Source organism: Hyalangium minutum (assembly GCF_000737315.1).
GTDB lineage: Bacteria > Myxococcota > Myxococcia > Myxococcales > Myxococcaceae > Hyalangium > Hyalangium minutum.
In genome coordinates, this window is record NZ_JMCB01000014.1 from 289056 (window position 1) to 306957 (window position 17902).

Below are 17902 nucleotides of genomic sequence, written 5' to 3' on the forward strand. Positions count from 1 at the left end.
CATTGGAGGGAATAGAAAGGCAGTAGAGACTGGTGACCCGAGCGAGGGAGGCAGGGGCCGCGTCAGTTCAGCGGCATCTTCACGAGCTTGAACTTCTCGTTGTCGGTGCCCGACTTCGGCCACTGGACGAGCTCCCCGCCGTCAGCCTTGCTGTTCCCGGAGACGTTGAGCACCTGCCCGCTGTGCTTGGCGGTGAGGGTGACGAAGCCATCCGGCGTGCTGTCGATCTTCCACTTCTCGTTGTCAGTGCCGGACTGCGGCCACTGAACGACCTTGGCGCCAGGGGTCTTGCTGTTCCCGGAGACGTTGAGCACCTTGCCGCTGTGCATGGCCTTGAGAATCACATAGCCATCCGCGGCGGGCTCGACGATCCACTTCTCGTTGTCGGTCTTCGACGGAGCCCACTGAATCACCGGGGCGCCATTGTCCTTGCTCTGGCCGGCCACGCCGACCACCTTGCCGCTGTGCTTGGCAATGAGGACGACGTAGGACGCTGGGGCCGGAGCCGGAGCCGGAGCCGGAGCCGGGGCTGATGCCGAGGCTGGGGCACCGCTGCCCAGCATCCCCTTGAAGCTGATCGGGCCCTCTCCCTTGTACGTGACGGTGCCGGACAGGCTCTTTCCCTGATCCGCCGACTTCACGTCGAGAGCGACCACCGCCTGCCCGCTGCGGCCACCAATGACCCACGTGCCGCCCGGCTGCCACGGCGCAGAGGCCCCGCCCCACTGGTTCTCCACGGCGTACTGGTTGTTTCCTGTGGCCTTGGCTCGGAAGCCAATGGGCCCTTCACCGTTGTAAGTCATGGTGCCCGTCAGCGTCTGGCCATCATCCTGGGACTTGACCTGGATGGCGACGACACTCTGGTTCGGGCGGCCGCCCAGCACCCAGGTGCCTCCTGGATTCCAGGGGGCTGTGCTCCCGCCCCACTGATTCGTCACCGTGTAGCTGTTGGCCTGAGCGTGCGCGGCCTGCCCAGTGAGGAGTGAAACAAGAACTGCGGTGAACACAACGGCTTGGGATAGGAATCGACGCATCAGGCGCTCCTTGAAAGCACTCAGGATGCGGCCATCTCTACCCAGAATGTCAGGCAATGAATATTGGACCTGGTGCTTAGACAGCGTGGGCTCAGGCCTGGCCCAGCCGGTCCACGAACCGCACCAGCTCCGCCACCGAGTCCACACCCAGCTTCTGGATGACGCGGGCGCGGTGCACCTTGATGGTCTTCTCGGTGGTGCCCAGCTGCTGGGCGACTTCCTTGTTGGTCAGCCCCTGGGCCACCAGCGTGCACACCTCGCGCTCGCGGGGCGTGAGGACGGAATGACGGGCCTGCAGCGCGGCTGACTCGGCGCGGCCGGCGCGGGCCGACGCGTCCTTGAGCAAGGCCTGGGAGATGGCTCCCAGCAGTTGTTGCTCATCAAAGGGCTTCAGGAGGAAGTCCACGGCGCCGGCCTTCATGGCCCTGACGCTGGCAGGCACATCCCCGTGGCCGGAGATGAAGATGACAGGCAGGTGGCAGCCCTTGGACTCCATGGCCTGCTGCAGCTCCAGCCCGTTCAGCCCCGGCATCCTCAGGTCCAGCACGGCGCAGCCCGGCATGTCCCCGGACAGTTGCTCGAGGAACTCGGTGGGCGAGGCGAAGGGCTTCGTTGCATGGCCGGCAGCCCGCAGCAGCCGCCCCAGCCCCCGCAGCACGGAGTCATCGTCGTCCACGAGGAAGATGGTCGCGGGGGCTTGTGTCATGACAAGAGCTCCGGGTGCGCCGAAGGAAGCACACACCGTAACAGAGCCCCCTGTCCCGGAGGACTCTCGGCGTGCAAGTGGCCGCCGTGCGCCTCCACGATGGAGCGGCTGATGGACAGCCCCATGCCCAGCCCGTGCTCCTTGGTGGAGTAGAAGGGCTCGAAGATGAGGGCCAGCCGCGACGGCTCGATCCCTCCTCCCGAGTCCTGCACGCTCAGCGCCACCTGCCCCGGGCCTGACGAGGCGGTGCGGACCTGGATCTGGCGCTGACCTGCGGGGACATCGGCCATGGCATCCATGGCGTTGATGAGCAGGTTGAGCACCACCTGCTGGAGCTGGATTCCATCCCCCTGGATGGCGGGCAGCGACGGGGCCAGCTCCAGGTGCAGGGTCGCGCCGCGCAGTTGCATGTCGTTGGCCAGCAGGCGCGCCACCTCGCGCACCAGGTCATTGAGGGAGTGGAACTCCTGCCGGGGCTCCCCCCGCTTGAGCAGCGCGCGCATGCGGTGGATGACTTCGCCCGCGCGCTTGTCGTCGGAGATGATGTCCCCGAGCGCCTCGCGCACCTCGCCCAGCTCCGCAGGGGTGGCGTTCAGCAGGCGGCGTGCGGCCTGGGCGTTGCTGAGGATGGCGGCCAGGGGCTGGTTGAGCTCATGAGCCAGCGAGGCAGCCAGCTCGCCCATGGCGGCCACCCGGCTTACGTGGGCCAGCTGATCCAGGGTTCTGCGCGCCTCCATCTCCGCGAGCTTCTCCATGTGTTGGCGCTCGATGATCTCGGCCTGGGCCCGCATGCGGCGGCGGCGCTCCACCACGAGCCCTGCAGCCACCAACGCCTGCAGGCCGCTGAGCGCCAGGGCCCCCAGGACATACCAGCGGTAGCGCTCCCAGAGCGTGGGCTCGTCGAAGGCGAGCCGCACCCCCGGAGGCACCCGGTCGCGGGGGATGCCCCAGCGCCGCAGCGCGCGGGCATCGACCGTCAGCGTGTCCACGGGCGCCGGCTTCAGGGGCGCGAGGAACTCCCCCTCCTCTCCGCGCAACACGCGGGCGGTGAGCATGCCCAGTTGTTGGCCCACGGCCTCGTAGCTGACGAGCGCTCCGCCGACGAACCCCCCTCCTAGGACGGTGTCGTGGAGGGCGAAACAGGGCCTGCTGCTGGCGGCGAGCAACAGGCGCGCGACCTCGCGCCCCACGAAGGGCCTTCCGCTGGGGTCGGTCATGAAGGTGAAGGTGAGGACCGCGGTGTCGTCCGGCAGGGTCTTCGCGCGCTCGAGCAGCTCAGCCAGCGGCAGGCCGCTCAGGTCGATGAACTCCAGCCCTCGCTGCGTTAGCAGCGGTTGCAGCTCTCGCACCATCTGCTCCTGCTGAGCGCGCTCCCAGCGACTGGCGCCGTTGATGAGCGCCAGCCGCCGTGTGCCGGGCAGCAGCTGCAGGGCCAGCTCCGCGGTGGCCCTCATGTCATAACGCAGCCAGAGGCCCGCCACCCGCTCCGGGCGAGGTTGCTGCTCCCAGAGCCGCTCGTCCTCGGAGAGGATGATCACCGGGATGTCCGGCCACAGCTCCCGGCGCAGCTGCAGGGCCACCTGGATGGCGTCCGTGCGGAAGGTGATGAGGGCATCCGGCCGGCGCTCCCGGTACTTGGCCAGATACCAGGTGTGCAGGGCCTGTGTGTATGAAGACCCACGGGCCCAGCCCAGATCCAGGCTCTCGACATCCACGGTGATCGGGACGTCCTGAGCCTCCCACAAGGAGGAGCGGAGACTGGCGACGAGCATCGCCATGGCGGGCAGCGCCGTGTCCTCGGGGACGAGCAGGAGCACGGACTTGCCAGCCGGACGCGCCTCCTGGGCCACCGCCTGGGGTGTCATCAGCGATAGGAGGCAGAAGACAAAGACCGTGCGCCAGAACATGGTGGACACTTTGAACCAGATGGAGGGTATCAGGCGATTCCCAAAAGGTTCATGTGGAGAACCTCCTGCGGGGGCACCCTACGGCGCTGCGCCCGCGGGACGCTGCTCCCGCGCCGCTTTCCGAAAAAGCTGGGCCGATGTGAGCCACAGCGCGACAAAGAGCCCCGTCAGTATCAAGGCGTTGCCCCATCCGGCGATCAGGGCGATCACAGCGGCCACCGCCTGGGCGAGCGCCGTCCCAGCCAACGCGCGTGCCATGCCCTGGGGCTGGAAGCGCGCAAGGAGGGCACCCATGAGCCCGACGGCGAGCACTCCACCATACATCAAGCTGGCGGGGTTCTCCTCACTCCCGATGATGCCCACGGCCAGGTTCAACCAGACGAGGATGAATGCCGCCGCGAGCGCAACACCAGCGGCGGCTCGGTACGCGGTGTTGCCCGTCACCCTCGCTGCGAGCTCGTAGGTGCCGCAGGCGGCGAACAGCATGGCGCCGAAGAGAGCGAAATCGGCCGGGCCCCAAGCCACTTCCTCGGTGAACTGCATCGCCACCCCGGGCGCCAGCAGGAGAAGCGCCGCAGTCCCCCAGAGCGCCCTCCTCCAACGGCTCCCGAGCCGTCCGCTGCCGTTTTCCGTGTTCCCCGCCATGGCCTTGCCTCCGTGCATGAGTGAGGCCTATCCAGTAGCGCGGAGTAGAGCCCCGCACGACAGCGGCCGTGCGAGCGGTCGGGAGTCGCGTCCGAGCGGCCCGGCGGCGGGGGCGAGCCGCTCGGAGTTCCTTCAGCGCGGGGTGAGCTTGAGCAGCTTACCGTTGGCGTCGTCGGTGAGCAGGTAGAGCGCTCCTTCAGGGCCCTGCACCACCTCGCGGATGCGCGCGCCCAGGTTCGTAAGCAGCCGCTCCTCGCCCACCACGCGGTCATTCTTCATCATCAGCCGCACCAGCGCCTGGCCGGACAGGGCTCCGATGAAGATGTTGTCGCGCCACTCGGGGAAGAGCTCCCCGGTGTAGAGGGTCATCCCCGAGGGCGAGATGACCGGATCCCAGTAGTACACGGGCTGCTCCATGCCCTCGCCCTGCGTGCTCTGGTGGATGGGCGCACCCGAGTACTCCTCGCCATAGCCAATGGTGGGCCAGCCGTAGTCCTTGCCCGCCTCGGGGCGGTTGAGCTCGTCTCCGCCGCGCGGCCCCATCTCCACCGTCCACAGCCGCTGCTGGCGGTCGAGCGCCGCCGACAGAACGTTGCGGTGTCCCACCGACCAGATCTCCGGCTTGGCCCCCTCGGTCTTCAGGAACGGGTTGTCCTGGGGCACCGAGCCGTCGGGGTTGATGCGGACGATCTTGCCGAAGTGGCTCCGCACATCGCGCGCCTGCACCCGGCCCGCGAGGATGGAGCGCTCGCCGAGCGTGACGAACAGCTTGCCGTCGGGGGCGAACACCAAGCGGCCTCCCGCGTGCAGGGTCGACTCGAGCGTGGGCATCATGCGGAAGATGATCTGCAGGCCCTCCACGCGCGGCTGTGGACCCTCCACGAGCTTCGCGCGTGCCACCGCCAGACCATTGCCGCCCTGGCGCGGCTCGTAATAGGTCCAGTAGATGAGGCCGCTCTGGGCGTAGTCGGGGGCCACCTCCACGTCGAGCAGACCGCCCTGTCCACGGCCGTCAACGGGCGGCAGACCGGCGACGGCGGGGGACTTCGCGCCCTGGGGCGTGACGATGTAGAGCGAGCCGGTGGGCTTCTCGGTGACGAGCATGCGCCGGTCGGGGAGGAAGGCGATGGCCCAGGGATTCTTGAAGCCCGAGGCAATCTCGGTGACCTGAAAGGCCGTCTTCGACTGGATGGCCGGGGCGCGCGTCTGCCCGGGGAAAGCCGGCTGGAACTCGGGCACGTTGGGAGGGCCCGTCGGGACGGGGGGACCGCTCGGAAGGGCTTCCTCGGGCGGCGGCTGCGTGTCCCCGGGGGGCTGCGGCGTGCCCTCCGGCGGATTGGGGGTCTTACCGCTACAGCCCGGCAGGAGGGCGGCCAGGAGGATGATCATCGACAACGTTCGCATAGGACTCTCTCCAAGAGAGGGCAGGAAGGAATGCCTTCTTGGAGGTCCCATAAACAAGGTGGAAGAGGCGCGCCATCAAACGCTCTGGCGGATGTCCACTACCGTGGCTTCCGGCGTGCCTCATTCCAAGCGCCGCACGGCCCCCCACTGGGCGCTGTTCCAACGGGCGGAAACGCTCCTAGCGGCGGCCGCTGGCGGCCCGCTTGCGCTGGGGCTCGGCCTTCCGCGCGAGGTGCTCCACGGTCTGCTCGACCGTCGCGAGGAACGCGCGCACCGACTTGTCGAGCGCCGGCTCCGGCGTGTCCTCGATGCGGGTGTGCGAGATGCCCGGTGAGGACTGCGCGAAGACCATCGCGGTCGGCACGATGTCGGCCATCTCCGCCGCGTCGTGGAGCGGACCCGACGGAATCTCCGGCGCATGGCCGGTGACGCCCTTGACCGCCTTCCGCACGAAGCCGGTGAGCGTCTCGTCGAAGATGCGTGGGGTGATCTTGAGGATCGGGCTCCACTCGACCTTGACGCTGAACTCCTTCGCCGCGGCGAGCGACGCCTTCTTCGTCCCCGCGAGCAGCTTCGCGAGCACGCCTGCGTCGAGCGCGCGCATGTCGATGGAGATCTCCGTGCGGCCCGGCACCGCGGTGACGAAGTTCGGCTCGACCTTCACCACGCCGCAGGTGGCGACCACGCGCGTGCGAGGCGTCTTGCCGGAGAGCTTCGTCGCGAGCTCCTGCGCGGCGAGCGCGAATCGGGCGCCTGCGAGGAACGCGTCCTGGCGGAGGTGCAGCGGCGCGGCGCCGGAGTGCGCCGCCTGCCCGATGAACTTCAGATGGTGGCGCTCGACGCCCATGGTCCCGAGCACCACGCCGACCGGGCGCTTCATCTCCTGCAGCACAGGCCCCTGCTCGATGTGCAGTTCGAGGTAGGCCTCGGCCTGAAGGCCGTCGAAGTACTCCCGCGCGGTCTTCATGCCATCGAGGCTGATGCCGTTCTCCTTCAGCGCGTCGGGGAGCTTCACACCGGCGCGGTCTACGAGGTGCGCGAGCTCCTTCTGCGGATCGAGCGAGCCCGCGGACGCTGCGGACCCGGTGAGGCTGCGGCCGAAGCGCGCGCCCTCTTCGTCGGCCCAATCGACGATGTGAATCGTGACGGGTGGGCGTTCGCCCTTCGCGGCATAGACACGGAGGACCTCGAGACCTGCGAGCACGCCGAGGCAGCCATCGAGCCAGCCGCCACCGGGGACCGAGTCGAGGTGGCTGCCGATGACAATGCTCCGCTCGGAGGCGCCGGGGAGCGTGGTCCAGAGGTTACCGGCGCCATCCTGACGCACGGGGAGGGAGAGTTCCTCTTTCAGCTTGCCTGCGAACCACTCGCGCGCCTTGCGCCAGACGGGGCCCCACGCGACGCGCTGGGCGCCGCGCTCGTCGGAGGTGAGCTTCTCGAGTTCCTTCAGATCGGAGATCACGCGCTTCGAAGAAGGGTTCATGGACCCCTTCATAGCGCGGGTGCGGGGAGGGGTGGGCACGTCCCCGGCCGGAGCGGGTCAAAAGGACAAGACCTTTCCATGGGCGAAGAGCAACTGCCTGGCCTCTTTCCAACTCGGCATGAGTAGATTGCTTCCTGAATGCCTGTCGCGAACCCTGCCGCACACGAACTCCATGACCGGGGCCTGGCGTTGCTCCGATCAAACCGCGAGCGCGAGGCCGTATCATGCCTGCGTGAGGCGGTGGTGCTCTCGCCGGGTCATGCGGTCGCGCACTACCACCTCGGCATCGCCCACCGCCTCCTGGGGGAGCTCGAGGAGGCACGAGCCGAGCTGCGAACCGCGCTGGAGAGGGATCCCACGCTGGCTCCAGCCTGTGCGCAGCTGGGAGGACTTGCGCTCGTCTCGGGTGGACTCGAGGAGGCGCTCACGTGGTTTTCTCGGGCACTCACCCTCAAGCCTGGTCACCGCGTGTCGCGCTACCAGATGGGCATCGCACTGCGGTTCGCCGGATATCGGCAGGAGGCCATCGCGTTCCTGCGGGCAAGCCTCGAGCCAGGACCGGGAGCGCTTCCTCCGCTCCTGGAGCACCGGGTGCACGGACAGCTCACGGATGCCTTGAGCGACCTGGCCCCGGGACCGAGACCGTTGCCCCAGTGCGCCGCGCCCCTGCTGACGGAGTTGATCGATGTCGAGGCACCTGCCGCCGAGGATGCTCCGCCCTTGGAGGGCTCAGGGGAGCGGTCGCGGATCGTGACGCCTCTCGAGGCCGCGCAGGTGCTCTCCGAGGCTCGGTCCGTGCTGGCGCTGACGGGTTCGGGGATCTCGGTCGGTAGTGGCCTGGCCACACGCAAGGAGCTGTGGCAACGCTGGGACCGTGACGCGGCGGTGTCCGTGTTCAGGTTTCGCGAGGACCCTGGCGTGCTCTGGAAGGTGATTGCTGACTTCCTGGGCACGGGACCTCACGCTCCTGCCCCGGGACATCTCGCGCTGGCGGAGTGTCCGAACCTGATCGGCATCGTCACGCAGAACGTGGATGGGCTCCACCAAGCGGCGCACCGCACGGTGCACGGAGAGCAGGTACCGATGCCCTCGGTCATCGAGCTGCATGGCACACTGCTCGAGACCCGGTGCCATACCTGCCACTCCCGAACCGGCCGGGCCGCCACCTCCTTCCTGGAAGCCCCTCGGGCACATCCGCCCCTCTGTGAGAGCTGCGGCGGCCCGCTGCGGCCGGACGTCGTCCTTTTCGGGGAGAGGGTCTCTTCGGAGCGGATGCTCGAGGCCATCCAGCTCGTTCAGCGATGCGATGTGCTCCTGGTGGTTGGCACGGCCATGGATGTGGCTCCCGCGGCGGACCTTCCTCGGGTCGCTCGCGCGAGAGGGGCGGTTGTGATCGAGCTCAAGCGGACGCCCTCACTTCTGTCACGGAGCCTCGACACGCTGCTCGTGCCGGGAGAGGCGGACGTGGTGCTGCCCGCCCTGATGAGCGCTCTACGCGGTGATAACGCCTCGAAACGCACGCCTCCATCCCACGAGTAGCCCACACGAACCTCCGGCGCTGTCCCTCTCCATGCGCTGAGTCCAACACTGCCCTCGGCCCGAGGCGCACGTGGAACCTCGGGCGCTGCGTGACCAGCCTCGGTGCTGGGCAAGGGGGGCGAATCATGCGGCAGACCTGGAGAAGGCTCGCGAAGCAGGGGTGGATGCTGGCCGCGATGATGCTCGCGGCCTGTGCCTCCGAGCAGCCTGCGCCTTCCCTCACCTGGCACCGGGACGTTGCGCCGCTCATGCAGGAGCGGTGTGGAGGCTGCCACGTCGAGGGCGGCATCGCTCCGTTCGCGCTCCAGAGCCACGCGCAGGTCTTCGAGCGGAGAGCGGAGATCCGCGAGGCCGTGAGCTCGCGCCGCATGCCTCCCTGGCAGCCTGGGCCCGGCTGCGCGGAGTACCTCGACGACCTCTCTCTCTCCGAGGAGCAGATCACCCTGATCACCCGCTGGGTAGACGCCGGCGCTCCCGAGGGCAGCGTGCGTGACGCCCGACCCGTTGCGCCGAGCCCACCGGTGGGACTGTCTCGCGTGGACCTCGAGCTGCGGATGCCCCTCGAGTACACGCCCCAGAAGGCGCCAGATGACTACCGCTGCTTCATCCTCGACTGGCCCCATGAGCGGGCCCAATACATCACCGGGTTCAACGGCAAGCCCGGCACCCTGGCGGAGATCCACCATCTCATCGCGTACCTGATCCGCCCCGAGGAGGTGGCCCAGGTGCAGGCCTTGGACAACGCGGAGCCGGGTCCGGGCTACACCTGCTTCGGTGGGCCTGGGGGCAAAGGCGCGCAAGTGTGGCTGGGAGCCTGGGCGCCCGGAGCCATGGGCGGAGACTACCCCGAGCGGACGGGGCTGGAGATCCAGCCCGGCTCCAAGATCGTCCTTCAGGTCCACTACAACACCCACAGCGCGGCCCCGAGCCCGGACCGATCCTCGCTGCAGTTCAAGCTGGATGAGCGGGTCGACACCCCCGCGTACATGCTGCTGTGGACCGATGCCTCCTGGGTCTTGAACAAGACCATGGACATTCCCGCGGGCCAGGCCGATGTCATGCACCGCTGGACGTCCGAGCCCTCCTCGGTGCTGGAGGCCGTGACGCGGGGGGCGGTGCCCAACGGGGAGCCCCTCACCCTGCACACGGCCGCGCTGCACATGCACACGCTGGGCACGCGCGCGCGGCTGGAGGTGCTCCGCCAGGCGGGAGGAACGGAGTGCCTGTTGGACATTCCTCGCTGGAACTTCAGTTGGCAGAACAGCTACCGGCTGAGGGAGCCGCGCGAGCTGATGCCTGGAGATCGGCTCACCGTCGAGTGCCACTGGGACAACAGCGCTCCAGGCGCGGTGGACACCCACTGGGGCGAAGGCACCCACGACGAGATGTGCCTGGGCATCCTCTATATGACACCCAAGAAGACAACCGTGCGTTGAGGTGGGCTCGCTCCACGCACCCCCTCCCCAGACGAGGTGGGCCATTGCAGCTGCCGCTGGAAGTGGTGGCCCAGCATCTTCCGCTAGGGCGGCCTTCCTGGCGGCCCGCGTCACGGAGAAAAAATGTGGGGCGACCGATGACTTTTCCCACGGCGAGGAGTCTGAGCTTGAGAACCTCATGGGGTGGGCGTGGGCTCACCTGAAAGGAAGCAAGCCATGACGATCCTGACTGCGACTCCCTACCTCATCCTCAACGGCGCCGCCGCGCGCGCCATCCCCTTCTATGAGCAGGCGCTGGGAGCCAAGACCACGGCGATGCAGCGCTTCGGCGACGTGAACCAGAGCTGTCCCGAGGCACAGAAGCACCTGGTGATGCACGCGGAGCTCCGCGTGGGAGAAGCCCGGGTGATGATGAGCGATGGCCCGGGCGAAGGCGCTCTGCCGGTGGGCGGCGCCGTGAGTATCGCGCTGAACTTCAGTGATGCCGCCCAGCTTCGGCGCTCCTTCGATGCGCTCGCCGCCCAGGGCAAGGTCATCCAGCCGGTCATCGATGCGCCTTGGGGTGACGTGTTCGGCGTGGTCAGCGATCAGTTCGGCGTGAACTGGATGGTGACCGCACCGATTCCCAAGAGCTGAGTGGAAGCCGCGCTCGACACAGTGAGCGCACTCTCGCCAGAAGCTCGGGCGGCGGGTTCGATTGCCGCCGCTTCCAAGTAGAGCAACCCGCCGCTCTCAAGGCGCCGCCCTCTAAGAACGGGGGCGGCGCTCGCATTTTTGGGACCCAATCCGGTTTTTGGGACCCCAAAAGGACCAAACTGGAGACGGAAACGACATGAGCAAGACGTGGATCGGCAAGTGGAAGCGTATGCGTATAGGCGGGATAGAGGCCATGTGGAGGGTGAGGGCTGGAGCGGAGGTGCCCTGGAGGACCGCTGACGGGGGCCGCCCGAGCAGTGAGCCAAGCGGGTGGAGAAGCCGCGCAGCCCCTTCGAGTACACGCCGGCCCTGGCCGCCCTCCCATGAGGTGCGCGGCAGGGGCTTGGTTCTCTTGGCCCTGGCGGCTTGAGCCTCAACACCCCGCGGCCTGAGGGGGCTCGCGCGCTGGGGCCAGCCTCACACCTGCCGTGGGCAGGCCCAGGTGCTCCAGAATCGCTCGCACTCCTCCCGCCTCGTTCACGTACGCCAGCACTCGCCGTCTACCTCCACACCTCACGCAGGCGAACACCTCGAAGTCGAACGTCCTGCTGAGCAACTCGGCCCAGTCTACTCGCGGCCTCTTCTCCATCAGCGGCTCCTTGCTGGCCGCTGCCTGAGGCGAAGCCAGAGTCGCCATTCACCTCTGACACGTCACACCGCCGATGATGCGGGCGCTGCCACCTCTACAACGCCGGTGATCAGGCGGCCGCCGTCCCCTACGGACGGAGGTGGACGTCCGGCTCCCTCCCCGAAAACAGCCCCAGTGCGCCTCCCTGGAGGGCATCTCCCTGCGCGCCAATACACACCTGCCTGCCAAGACAGGCAGGGACTGGGATGAGGCTGACGTTCCGCACTGCGAGCCGCTGCATGCGGGACACGCTCCCGTCGGTTCCTGCTAAGGGGTTCTCCATGGCGCAGAAAGAAAAAACTCCGCAACCTGAGCGGTCCCACACGGACGAAAGCCTGCGCTCGGAGCGGGAGCACTCCGACCGTGAATACAGTAAGACGCAGAGTGCGACTGAAGAAGCGTCAGACGCCTCTGTCCAGACGGCCCGGGGAATGGCTGATCAGCTTTCCCAAGAGGCCCGCGACATCGCGGATGTGAAGCTGGCGCGGAGCAAGGCGTCCCCAGAAGCACGTGAGAGCGTTGACCGAGAGCGGGCACACGAGGATGCAGCCTTGCAGGGGGAGCGTGAGGCTTCTGACGCGGAAATGGAGGCCGAGCGCGTGGAGGGCAAGCGCGCGTTGGCTGCCCTCCTCTGCCTGGAACGAAAGGAAACGGATACGCGCCTCCTCTTGGAGCGGGCGCGCTCCGATGAAGGGCTTGCGACGCGGGATGATTTCCTGGGGATGGTCAGCCACGACGCGCGCACGCTTCTTGCGGGGATCGCTTTGCAGGCGACCCTTCTCAAGCGGAACGTCGCTGAAGATGAGGCGGGCAGGAGGACCGTACAAGGCCTCGAGAAGATCGAGCGCTTCACGGCGCGGTTGAACCGGCTGCTCGGAGACTTGATGGATGTGGCCAGTATCGAGGCGGGCAAGCTCCTCGTCGTCCCAGTATTGCAGGATGCAACCGCGCTTGTGCGGGAGTCAGCCGAGGCGTTCCACCCTCTGGCCACTGCCCAGGGCCTCTCTCTCTCCGTGGAGATCCGCGGGAAGGATTTGAAGGCGAAATTTGACCATGAGCGTGTCCTTCAGGTCCTCGCCAACCTGTTGAGCAATGCCATCAAGTTTACCAAGCCAGGAGGCAGGATTTCGATCCGATTGGAGTCTTTGGGCCACGAGGTTCACTGCTCTGTAACGGACACCGGCGCGGGAATCCCGAGCCATCAACTCGACGCCGTATTCGAGCGTTTCTGGCAAGCCCAAAGCAGGGATCGGCGAGGGATGGGGCTCGGCCTCTACATCTCCAAGTGCATTGTGGAAGCTCACGGTGGGCGTATCTGGGCCGAGAGTCAGCCGGGCGTGGGCAGCACCTTCACGTTCACTCTTCAGGGTGCCCCTACCGAGTCGCGGTAGAGCCCTCCGGCTGAGAGAAGAGGATGGCGAGAGGTGTCTGGAGGAGAGCATCCCATCGAGCGCCGGTCGGCTGCTCACTGCTGGCCAGGCCCCCCGACTTGAGGTGCCCGGAGCCTGTGCGCGTGTTCCTGGGTATTGGCACCTTATTTTCCCAGGATGACGACGATGCTGCCCAAGCTCCCAAGACCCAAGCCGGAACGCCAACAGACCGACCGAAGCCTGTACGTCGAGCGTCAAAAGACCGACCAGGAGTTTGGCAGGCGGGAGGCGTCCATCGTGAAGGACGCGGATGCAGGCGTCCGGGAGGCTCGTGGGCGTGCCGACGAAGCGCTCGACGAGGCGCGGGAGCAGGCGGACGGAACGCTGGAGGGGGGTTCTTCGTGGGAACACCTTCGAGCGCTCGGGCAGGAGCGTACCCAGCAGGCTGCCGCCCTTCATCAGGAGCGGCTCACCGTCGATGAGAAGTTGCTCAGCGAGCGTCAAGAACGGATGCAGGCGCTGGTGAATCTCTTTCTGCGTGAGCGTCAGCAGACGGACGAACGGCTACTGACTGAACTCGGACGTGCCGATGCCACCCTGACGGCAAGGGATGACTTCATGGGAATGGTCTTCATGCAGCTGCCCATGCCCATCTGCCTGACGCGGGGGAGCGACCATGTCTTTGAGCTGGCCAATCCTTCGTACCTGCGGCTGGTGGGCAAGAGGGAGCTGGCGGGCCAGAGCATTCGCAGGGCGCTCCCTGAGCTGGAAGGACAGCCATTCTTCGAGCTGATGGACCGCGTCTTCGCCTCAGGAGAGGCCTTTCACGGAAACGAGATGCCCGCTCGGCTCCATATGGGTGAAGGCGAGCTGACGGAGGAGCGCTTCTTCAACTTCGTCTACCAGCCGCTTCTCGGGCTCGACGGAAAGGTGGATGGCATCGTCACCTTCGCGTTCGAGGTGACAGAGCAGATTCGGGCGAGACAGAAACTACAGGAGGCCGAACGCCGTGCGCGATTCCTGGGGGAGGCCAGTGCGTTGCTGGGTGCCTCGCTGGAGCTCACCCTCACGCTCAACCGCCTGGCAAGCCTGGCGCTCCCGAGTCTCGCGGACTTCTGTGTCGTGGACGTGGCCGATGACGAACGACGGATCACTCGCGCAGCGACTGCTCATATTGACGCGGTCAAGGAGAACCTCCTGCGGGAGCTGGACCGTCGTCAGCCCATGACGTGGGACTCGTCACACCCCGTCCCTCGGGTCTTTCGCACAGGGCAGTCCGAGTTCCTGCCTGAGACGACTCACGAGGCAATTGCCGCACGACCCCAGGATGCGGAGCACGCCACGCTCATGCGGCAGCTCGGTGTCCGCTCGTACATGGCGGTGCCCATGCTCGCACGAGGAAGGACCATTGGAGTGCTCAGCTTTGGATTGACGGAGCCGGGGCGGAGGTACACGACTGATGATCTGCTTCTTGCCCAGGAGCTTGCCGAGCGGGCCGCCCATGCGGTGGACAATGCCCGGCTCTACAGCGAGGCGCAGCAGGCCATCCGCATTCGGGATGAGTTTCTCTCCATTGCCAGTCACGAACTGAGGACGCCGCTGACTCCCATCCAGCTTCACCTTCAGAGCCTGACCCAGGACGCACGCGAGGAGCGGACGGACAAGTTGGACTCCTCGAAGCTGAGGCGGAAGCTCGAGACCCTTGGCCGACAGGTCCACCGGCTCAAGTTGCTTGTCTATGGCTTGCTCGATGTTTCCCGGCTCAGTGGCCATGACTTCAAACTGGAGATCGAGCGGGTGGACCTCTTGGAGCTCATCTCCGAGGTGACAGCACGATTCCGAGCCGAAGCGGAGCAGACGAAGACACCGCTGGAGGTGAATGTGCCCGCCTCGCTGATAGGGGAGTGGGACAGAATTCGCGTGGATCAGATCATGACGAACCTGGTCAGCAATGCCCTGAAGTTCGGCAAAGGGAAGCCGGTGACGGTCTCCGCCACGAGCGACGGCGAGTCGGCCCTCATCCAGGTTCGGGACCTGGGGATCGGCATCGCCCCGGAGGACCAGGAGCGCATCTTTCAGCGCTTCGAGCGGGCGGTGCCCACCCGCCATTTCGGAGGCTTTGGGCTCGGGCTGTGGATCGTGCGTCAGATTGTGGAAGCCCTCGGGGGCACCATCTGCGTGGAGAGCGAGCTGGGGAGGGGCGCCACGTTTACCGTCGAACTTCCGCTTCAGGCGAGGAGGGCCCGTTGATGGAGACGATCCTCCACTCTATTCACGAGGGCTCACTGGGGGGTCACCTTCCACAGCTGCCCCGAGACATTGCCTGTCTTGGCGAGGATGGGGATGTTGTTGGCCTTGCCGTCATTGACGATTTCCAGCGACATGCCATCGCCCTGCGCCTGGGTCGTCAGCCGGTAGGTGCCGTTGGCCTCCGGAGTCAGCTTCCATCGCTGCTCCGGAACAGCCGCCGAGTTGACGAGGAGGGGGCGATTGCCGGCGGTGTTGGCCAGGGACAGGCTGGTCCCACGCCACTGGGTCGTCAGTCGGTAGAAGCCGTTGGCCTCCGGAGTCAGCTTCCACATCTGTCCCCAGACATTGCGTGTCTTGGCGAGGATGGGCACGTTGTTGGCCTTGCCGTCATAGAAGATGTCCAGCGACATGCCATCGCCCTGCGCCTGGGTCGTCAGCCGGTAGTAGCAGCGGGCATCGAAGGCGGCGGACACCGGCGGCGGGGTGGGTGTCGTGGGCGGGGTGGGTGTCGTGGGCGTGGGCACCTGCCACACCTGCTGGAGCAGCGCGAGCATGCCCGGGTCGTGCTTGCCCAGCTCTTCATGTGTGAAGGGATAGAAGTCGTTGCGGCCGAAGAGCGCCTCCGAGTTCTCCGCGAAGAACTCCCACTCGTCGTTCATGGCATAGGCACGCTGGAACGTGTTGGGCACCCCGGGCCCACGCCAGCGCTCCACGCAGTCGTAGCTCTTGCTTGCAACCGCGCGCGCATAGGCAGCCGCGAGGCCGGCGTGCTCGCCGAGCACCTGGTCGTGATAGGCGTGGCTGAGCTCGTGGAGCACGAACAGGGGCATCCGCTTGGATTCCTTCTCGAAGATGAAGACGTTCGAGAACTCGATGCTCTTCACCATCGCCCGGGTGCGACCATTCTGGATCATCCAGTCCTCGGCAGCATGGTACCGAGCCACCGGCTCCTCGTTGGGATAGGGCGGCGACAGCCACAGCGTCACCTTGCGGAGCTGAGCCACGGGGCCCGCAGGGACGATCCGGACGATCTCCTTGAGCTGCGCCGCCAGGATCACCAGGGCCTTGTCCGTCACGGGCTTGTTCGCCGCTGTCAGCAGGCGGTCATCGATGCGAACCGTCCAGCCCTCGAGGGTCTGGGTCTGGTAGGTGGGAACGGGGCTGGCCGCGGAGGCGACGCAAGCGAATGCCAGGGCGGCCAGGAGGAGCCATTTGGGAGAGTGCATGCCTCATCCTAATCCCAACCAAGCGCGTCCGTGGCCGAAGGTGGGGCCCCCTCTGATCCCACGGAGCGCCGTCAAGCCCGCCGCCTCCAAGGCGAGCAACACCTCACGCAGGCGAACACGTTGAGCCTCGTCATCGGCGTGTGACGTAGGGAGCTGGAGGCCTGCCGCCCCCGGGCACGGCCTTCTTCACCTCAGAGTATGTCTTGACACGCATATACTCCATCGGGCATATACCGCTTGTGGAATCTGCCTTCGACATCATCGCCGAGCCAAACCGCCGGGCGATCCTGAGCCTGCTGGCCTCCTCGGAGAGGTCCGTGGGGGAGATTGAACAGCAGCTCCAGATGCCCCAGCCGTCGGTCTCCAAGCACCTGCGCGTGTTGCGCGAGGCGGGCTTCGTCGAGGCGCGCGTCGACGCGCAGCGCCGCGTCTACCGGATCCGGCCCGAGCCCCTCATGGAGGTGGACGCCTGGCTGGTTCCCTTCCGGCGCTTCTGGTCCGCCCACGTCGATGCACTCGAACGCCACCTGGATCGCATGGATCAGTTGCCGCCCAAGAAAGGGAAGAAGCGATGAACCGTCGTGAGAAATACACACCGGGTGCCGCAGCCGGCGCCAAGGTCCAAAAAGAGGGGGAGAAGTGGACGCTCGTGCTCGTCCGAGACCTCCGCCACCCTCCTGCCAAGGTCTGGGAGGCGATCACGGACCCCGAGCACCTCCGCGAATGGGCTCCGTTCGATTCGGACCGGAGCCTCGGGGCCGTGGGCACCGCCAGGCTCTCGACCGTGGGGGCGCCAACGCCGATGGTCTCCGAGACCCAGGTGAAGCGGGCCGATGCGCCCAAGCTGCTGGAGTACAGCTGGGGGGGACAGGACATCCGCTGGGAGCTGGAGCCGCTGGCAGGCCAAGGCACCCGGCTCACGCTCTGGCACAACATTGATCGCCGCTTCATTGCGATGGGCGCTGCGGGCTGGCACATCTGCCTCGACGTGCTCGATGGGCTCCTCGCAGGCGAGCCCATCGGCCGCCTCGTCGCCGCCGACGCCCTGAAGTTCGACGGCTGGCAGCGATTGCACGCCGAGTACGCCCAGCAGTTCGGCGTTGAGACTCCTGGTTTTCCCCCTCTCCCGCGGACCTGAACATGCCCCGCTCCAAAGGAATGGTCATCGGCTTCTGGATCGCCACCGCGCTCTTCTGCCTGCAGATAGGCTTCACCGCCTATGCGCAGTTGCAACTGCCGCAGGTGGCGGAGGCGTTCACCCACCTCGGCTTCCCCGCATACTTCCGGGTGGAGCTCTCGTGGGCCAAGTTCCTCGGCGTGGCGCTGCTGCTTGCACCAGTGTCGGCGCGGCTCAAGGAGTGGGCCTACGCCGGCTTCGCCATCACCCTCGTCTCCGCGCTCGTTGCCCACTTCTCGGTGGGCGATGGCCCGCAGGCGTGGGGCTGGGCAGCGGCCACCGGCGTGCTCTGGGGGCTCTCGTACTTCCTCTGGCGCCGCATCCAGGCCACGCCGGCGAGCGTGCCTGGCCGCGCGGCCGCCTGAGAGAAGCTCCACGCGACACGGCCGGTTCGACGTGGA

At 66.9% G+C, this 17902-nt stretch carries 16 protein-coding genes; 8 read left to right on the forward strand and 8 right to left on the reverse strand.

Going from position 1 to position 17902, the window contains the following annotated elements:
* Nucleotides 1-62: 62 nt before the first annotated feature.
* The 6 genes from DB31_RS48200 to DB31_RS31930 all read right to left on the reverse strand — a co-directional run bounded on the left by DB31_RS48200 (nucleotide 63) and on the right by DB31_RS31930 (nucleotide 7179).
* A complete protein-coding gene (locus DB31_RS48200) occupies nucleotides 63-1034 on the reverse strand; it encodes a lectin OAA family protein (RefSeq protein WP_157232275.1) in 972 nt (323 codons plus the stop codon).
* A 91-nt stretch (nucleotides 1035-1125) separates the two neighbouring features.
* Nucleotides 1126-1740, reverse strand: coding sequence for a response regulator transcription factor (locus tag DB31_RS31910; RefSeq protein ID WP_044194549.1), 615 nt, complete (start codon nucleotides 1738-1740; stop codon nucleotides 1126-1128).
* Complete coding sequence (locus DB31_RS31915) at nucleotides 1737-3647, reverse strand: sensor histidine kinase (protein ID WP_044194552.1); 1911 nt, start codon at nucleotides 3645-3647, stop codon at nucleotides 1737-1739. Before DB31_RS31915 ends, DB31_RS31910 begins: the two co-directional genes overlap by 4 nt.
* Before the next feature lie 78 nt (nucleotides 3648-3725).
* Nucleotides 3726-4292 (reverse strand): hypothetical protein, encoded by a 567-nt coding sequence (locus DB31_RS31920; protein WP_044194554.1) that lies wholly within the window; start codon nucleotides 4290-4292, stop codon nucleotides 3726-3728.
* A gap of 132 nt (nucleotides 4293-4424) precedes the next feature.
* A complete protein-coding gene (locus tag DB31_RS31925; protein WP_044194556.1) occupies nucleotides 4425-5696 on the reverse strand; it encodes a PQQ-dependent sugar dehydrogenase in 1272 nt (423 codons plus the stop codon).
* A 178-nt stretch (nucleotides 5697-5874) separates the two neighbouring features.
* Entirely contained in the window at nucleotides 5875-7179 is a 1305-nt protein-coding gene (locus DB31_RS31930) for a Zn-dependent hydrolase (protein WP_044194559.1), read from the reverse strand.
* Between the two features lie 138 nt (nucleotides 7180-7317).
* Between DB31_RS31930 and DB31_RS48205 the strand changes: the two genes are divergently transcribed.
* From DB31_RS48205 to DB31_RS31945, 3 genes are all read left to right on the forward strand, one after another.
* The gene (locus tag DB31_RS48205; protein WP_083968932.1) at nucleotides 7318-8718 is read left to right on the forward strand and encodes a Sir2 family NAD-dependent protein deacetylase; all 1401 of its coding nucleotides are present in this window, start codon (nucleotides 7318-7320) and stop codon (nucleotides 8716-8718) included.
* Between the two features lie 125 nt (nucleotides 8719-8843).
* The gene (locus tag DB31_RS31940; protein ID WP_240486976.1) at nucleotides 8844-10154 is read left to right on the forward strand and encodes a monooxygenase; all 1311 of its coding nucleotides are present in this window, start codon (nucleotides 8844-8846) and stop codon (nucleotides 10152-10154) included.
* A 216-nt stretch (nucleotides 10155-10370) separates the two neighbouring features.
* Nucleotides 10371-10790 carry a VOC family protein gene (locus DB31_RS31945; protein WP_044194565.1) on the forward strand — a complete coding sequence of 140 codons (420 nt, stop codon included), beginning with the start codon at nucleotides 10371-10373 and terminating at the stop codon, nucleotides 10788-10790.
* A gap of 433 nt (nucleotides 10791-11223) precedes the next feature.
* Here the strand turns inward: DB31_RS31945 and DB31_RS50825 are convergent, their stop codons facing one another.
* The gene (locus tag DB31_RS50825; RefSeq protein WP_169787120.1) at nucleotides 11224-11439 is read right to left on the reverse strand and encodes an ATP-dependent helicase HrpA; all 216 of its coding nucleotides are present in this window, start codon (nucleotides 11437-11439) and stop codon (nucleotides 11224-11226) included.
* Nucleotides 11440-11759: 320 nt separating this feature from the next.
* Here DB31_RS50825 and DB31_RS45400 point away from each other — a divergent pair, with 320 nt between their 5' ends.
* Both DB31_RS45400 and DB31_RS31960 read left to right on the forward strand, forming a co-directional pair.
* Complete coding sequence (locus DB31_RS45400; protein WP_169787126.1) at nucleotides 11760-12869, forward strand: sensor histidine kinase; 1110 nt, start codon at nucleotides 11760-11762, stop codon at nucleotides 12867-12869.
* A gap of 165 nt (nucleotides 12870-13034) precedes the next feature.
* Nucleotides 13035-15098 (forward strand): sensor histidine kinase, encoded by a 2064-nt coding sequence (locus tag DB31_RS31960; RefSeq protein ID WP_052420416.1) that lies wholly within the window; start codon nucleotides 13035-13037, stop codon nucleotides 15096-15098.
* 32 nt (nucleotides 15099-15130) lie between these two features.
* Here the strand turns inward: DB31_RS31960 and DB31_RS45405 are convergent, their stop codons facing one another.
* The gene (locus DB31_RS45405) at nucleotides 15131-16324 is read right to left on the reverse strand and encodes an RICIN domain-containing protein (RefSeq protein ID WP_052420417.1); all 1194 of its coding nucleotides are present in this window, start codon (nucleotides 16322-16324) and stop codon (nucleotides 15131-15133) included.
* A 239-nt stretch (nucleotides 16325-16563) separates the two neighbouring features.
* Here DB31_RS45405 and DB31_RS31975 point away from each other — a divergent pair, with 239 nt between their 5' ends.
* From DB31_RS31975 to DB31_RS50065, 3 genes are read left to right on the forward strand one after another with little or no spacing between them, the layout of a single operon-like run.
* Entirely contained in the window at nucleotides 16564-16899 is a 336-nt protein-coding gene (locus DB31_RS31975; protein WP_044194567.1) for an ArsR/SmtB family transcription factor, read from the forward strand.
* A complete protein-coding gene (locus DB31_RS31980) occupies nucleotides 16896-17462 on the forward strand; it encodes an SRPBCC family protein (protein WP_044194570.1) in 567 nt (188 codons plus the stop codon). Before DB31_RS31975 ends, DB31_RS31980 begins: the two co-directional genes overlap by 4 nt.
* Before the next feature lie 2 nt (nucleotides 17463-17464).
* Entirely contained in the window at nucleotides 17465-17866 is a 402-nt protein-coding gene (locus DB31_RS50065) for a DoxX family protein (protein ID WP_044194573.1), read from the forward strand.
* The last annotated feature ends 36 nt before the right edge of the window (nucleotides 17867-17902 follow it).

Coding starts and splice junctions, on each gene's coding strand:
- DB31_RS50065 (WP_044194573.1), top strand. CDS start 17,465: ATGCCCCGCTCCAAAGGAATGGTCATCGGCTTCTGGATCGCCACCGCG.
- DB31_RS45400 (WP_169787126.1), top strand. CDS start 11,760: ATGGCGCAGAAAGAAAAAACTCCGCAACCTGAGCGGTCCCACACGGAC.
- DB31_RS48205 (WP_083968932.1), top strand. CDS start 7,318: ATGCCTGTCGCGAACCCTGCCGCACACGAACTCCATGACCGGGGCCTG.
- DB31_RS31940 (WP_240486976.1), top strand. CDS start 8,844: ATGCGGCAGACCTGGAGAAGGCTCGCGAAGCAGGGGTGGATGCTGGCC.
- DB31_RS48200 (WP_157232275.1), bottom strand. CDS start 1,034: ATGCGTCGATTCCTATCCCAAGCCGTTGTGTTCACCGCAGTTCTTGTT.
- DB31_RS31945 (WP_044194565.1), top strand. CDS start 10,371: ATGACGATCCTGACTGCGACTCCCTACCTCATCCTCAACGGCGCCGCC.
- DB31_RS50825 (WP_169787120.1), bottom strand. CDS start 11,439: ATGGAGAAGAGGCCGCGAGTAGACTGGGCCGAGTTGCTCAGCAGGACG.
- DB31_RS31915 (WP_044194552.1), bottom strand. CDS start 3,647: ATGTTCTGGCGCACGGTCTTTGTCTTCTGCCTCCTATCGCTGATGACA.
- DB31_RS31910 (WP_044194549.1), bottom strand. CDS start 1,740: ATGACACAAGCCCCCGCGACCATCTTCCTCGTGGACGACGATGACTCC.
- DB31_RS31925 (WP_044194556.1), bottom strand. CDS start 5,696: ATGCGAACGTTGTCGATGATCATCCTCCTGGCCGCCCTCCTGCCGGGC.
- DB31_RS31930 (WP_044194559.1), bottom strand. CDS start 7,179: ATGAACCCTTCTTCGAAGCGCGTGATCTCCGATCTGAAGGAACTCGAG.
- DB31_RS31920 (WP_044194554.1), bottom strand. CDS start 4,292: ATGGCGGGGAACACGGAAAACGGCAGCGGACGGCTCGGGAGCCGTTGG.
- DB31_RS31980 (WP_044194570.1), top strand. CDS start 16,896: ATGAACCGTCGTGAGAAATACACACCGGGTGCCGCAGCCGGCGCCAAG.
- DB31_RS31960 (WP_052420416.1), top strand. CDS start 13,035: ATGCTGCCCAAGCTCCCAAGACCCAAGCCGGAACGCCAACAGACCGAC.
- DB31_RS45405 (WP_052420417.1), bottom strand. CDS start 16,324: ATGCACTCTCCCAAATGGCTCCTCCTGGCCGCCCTGGCATTCGCTTGC.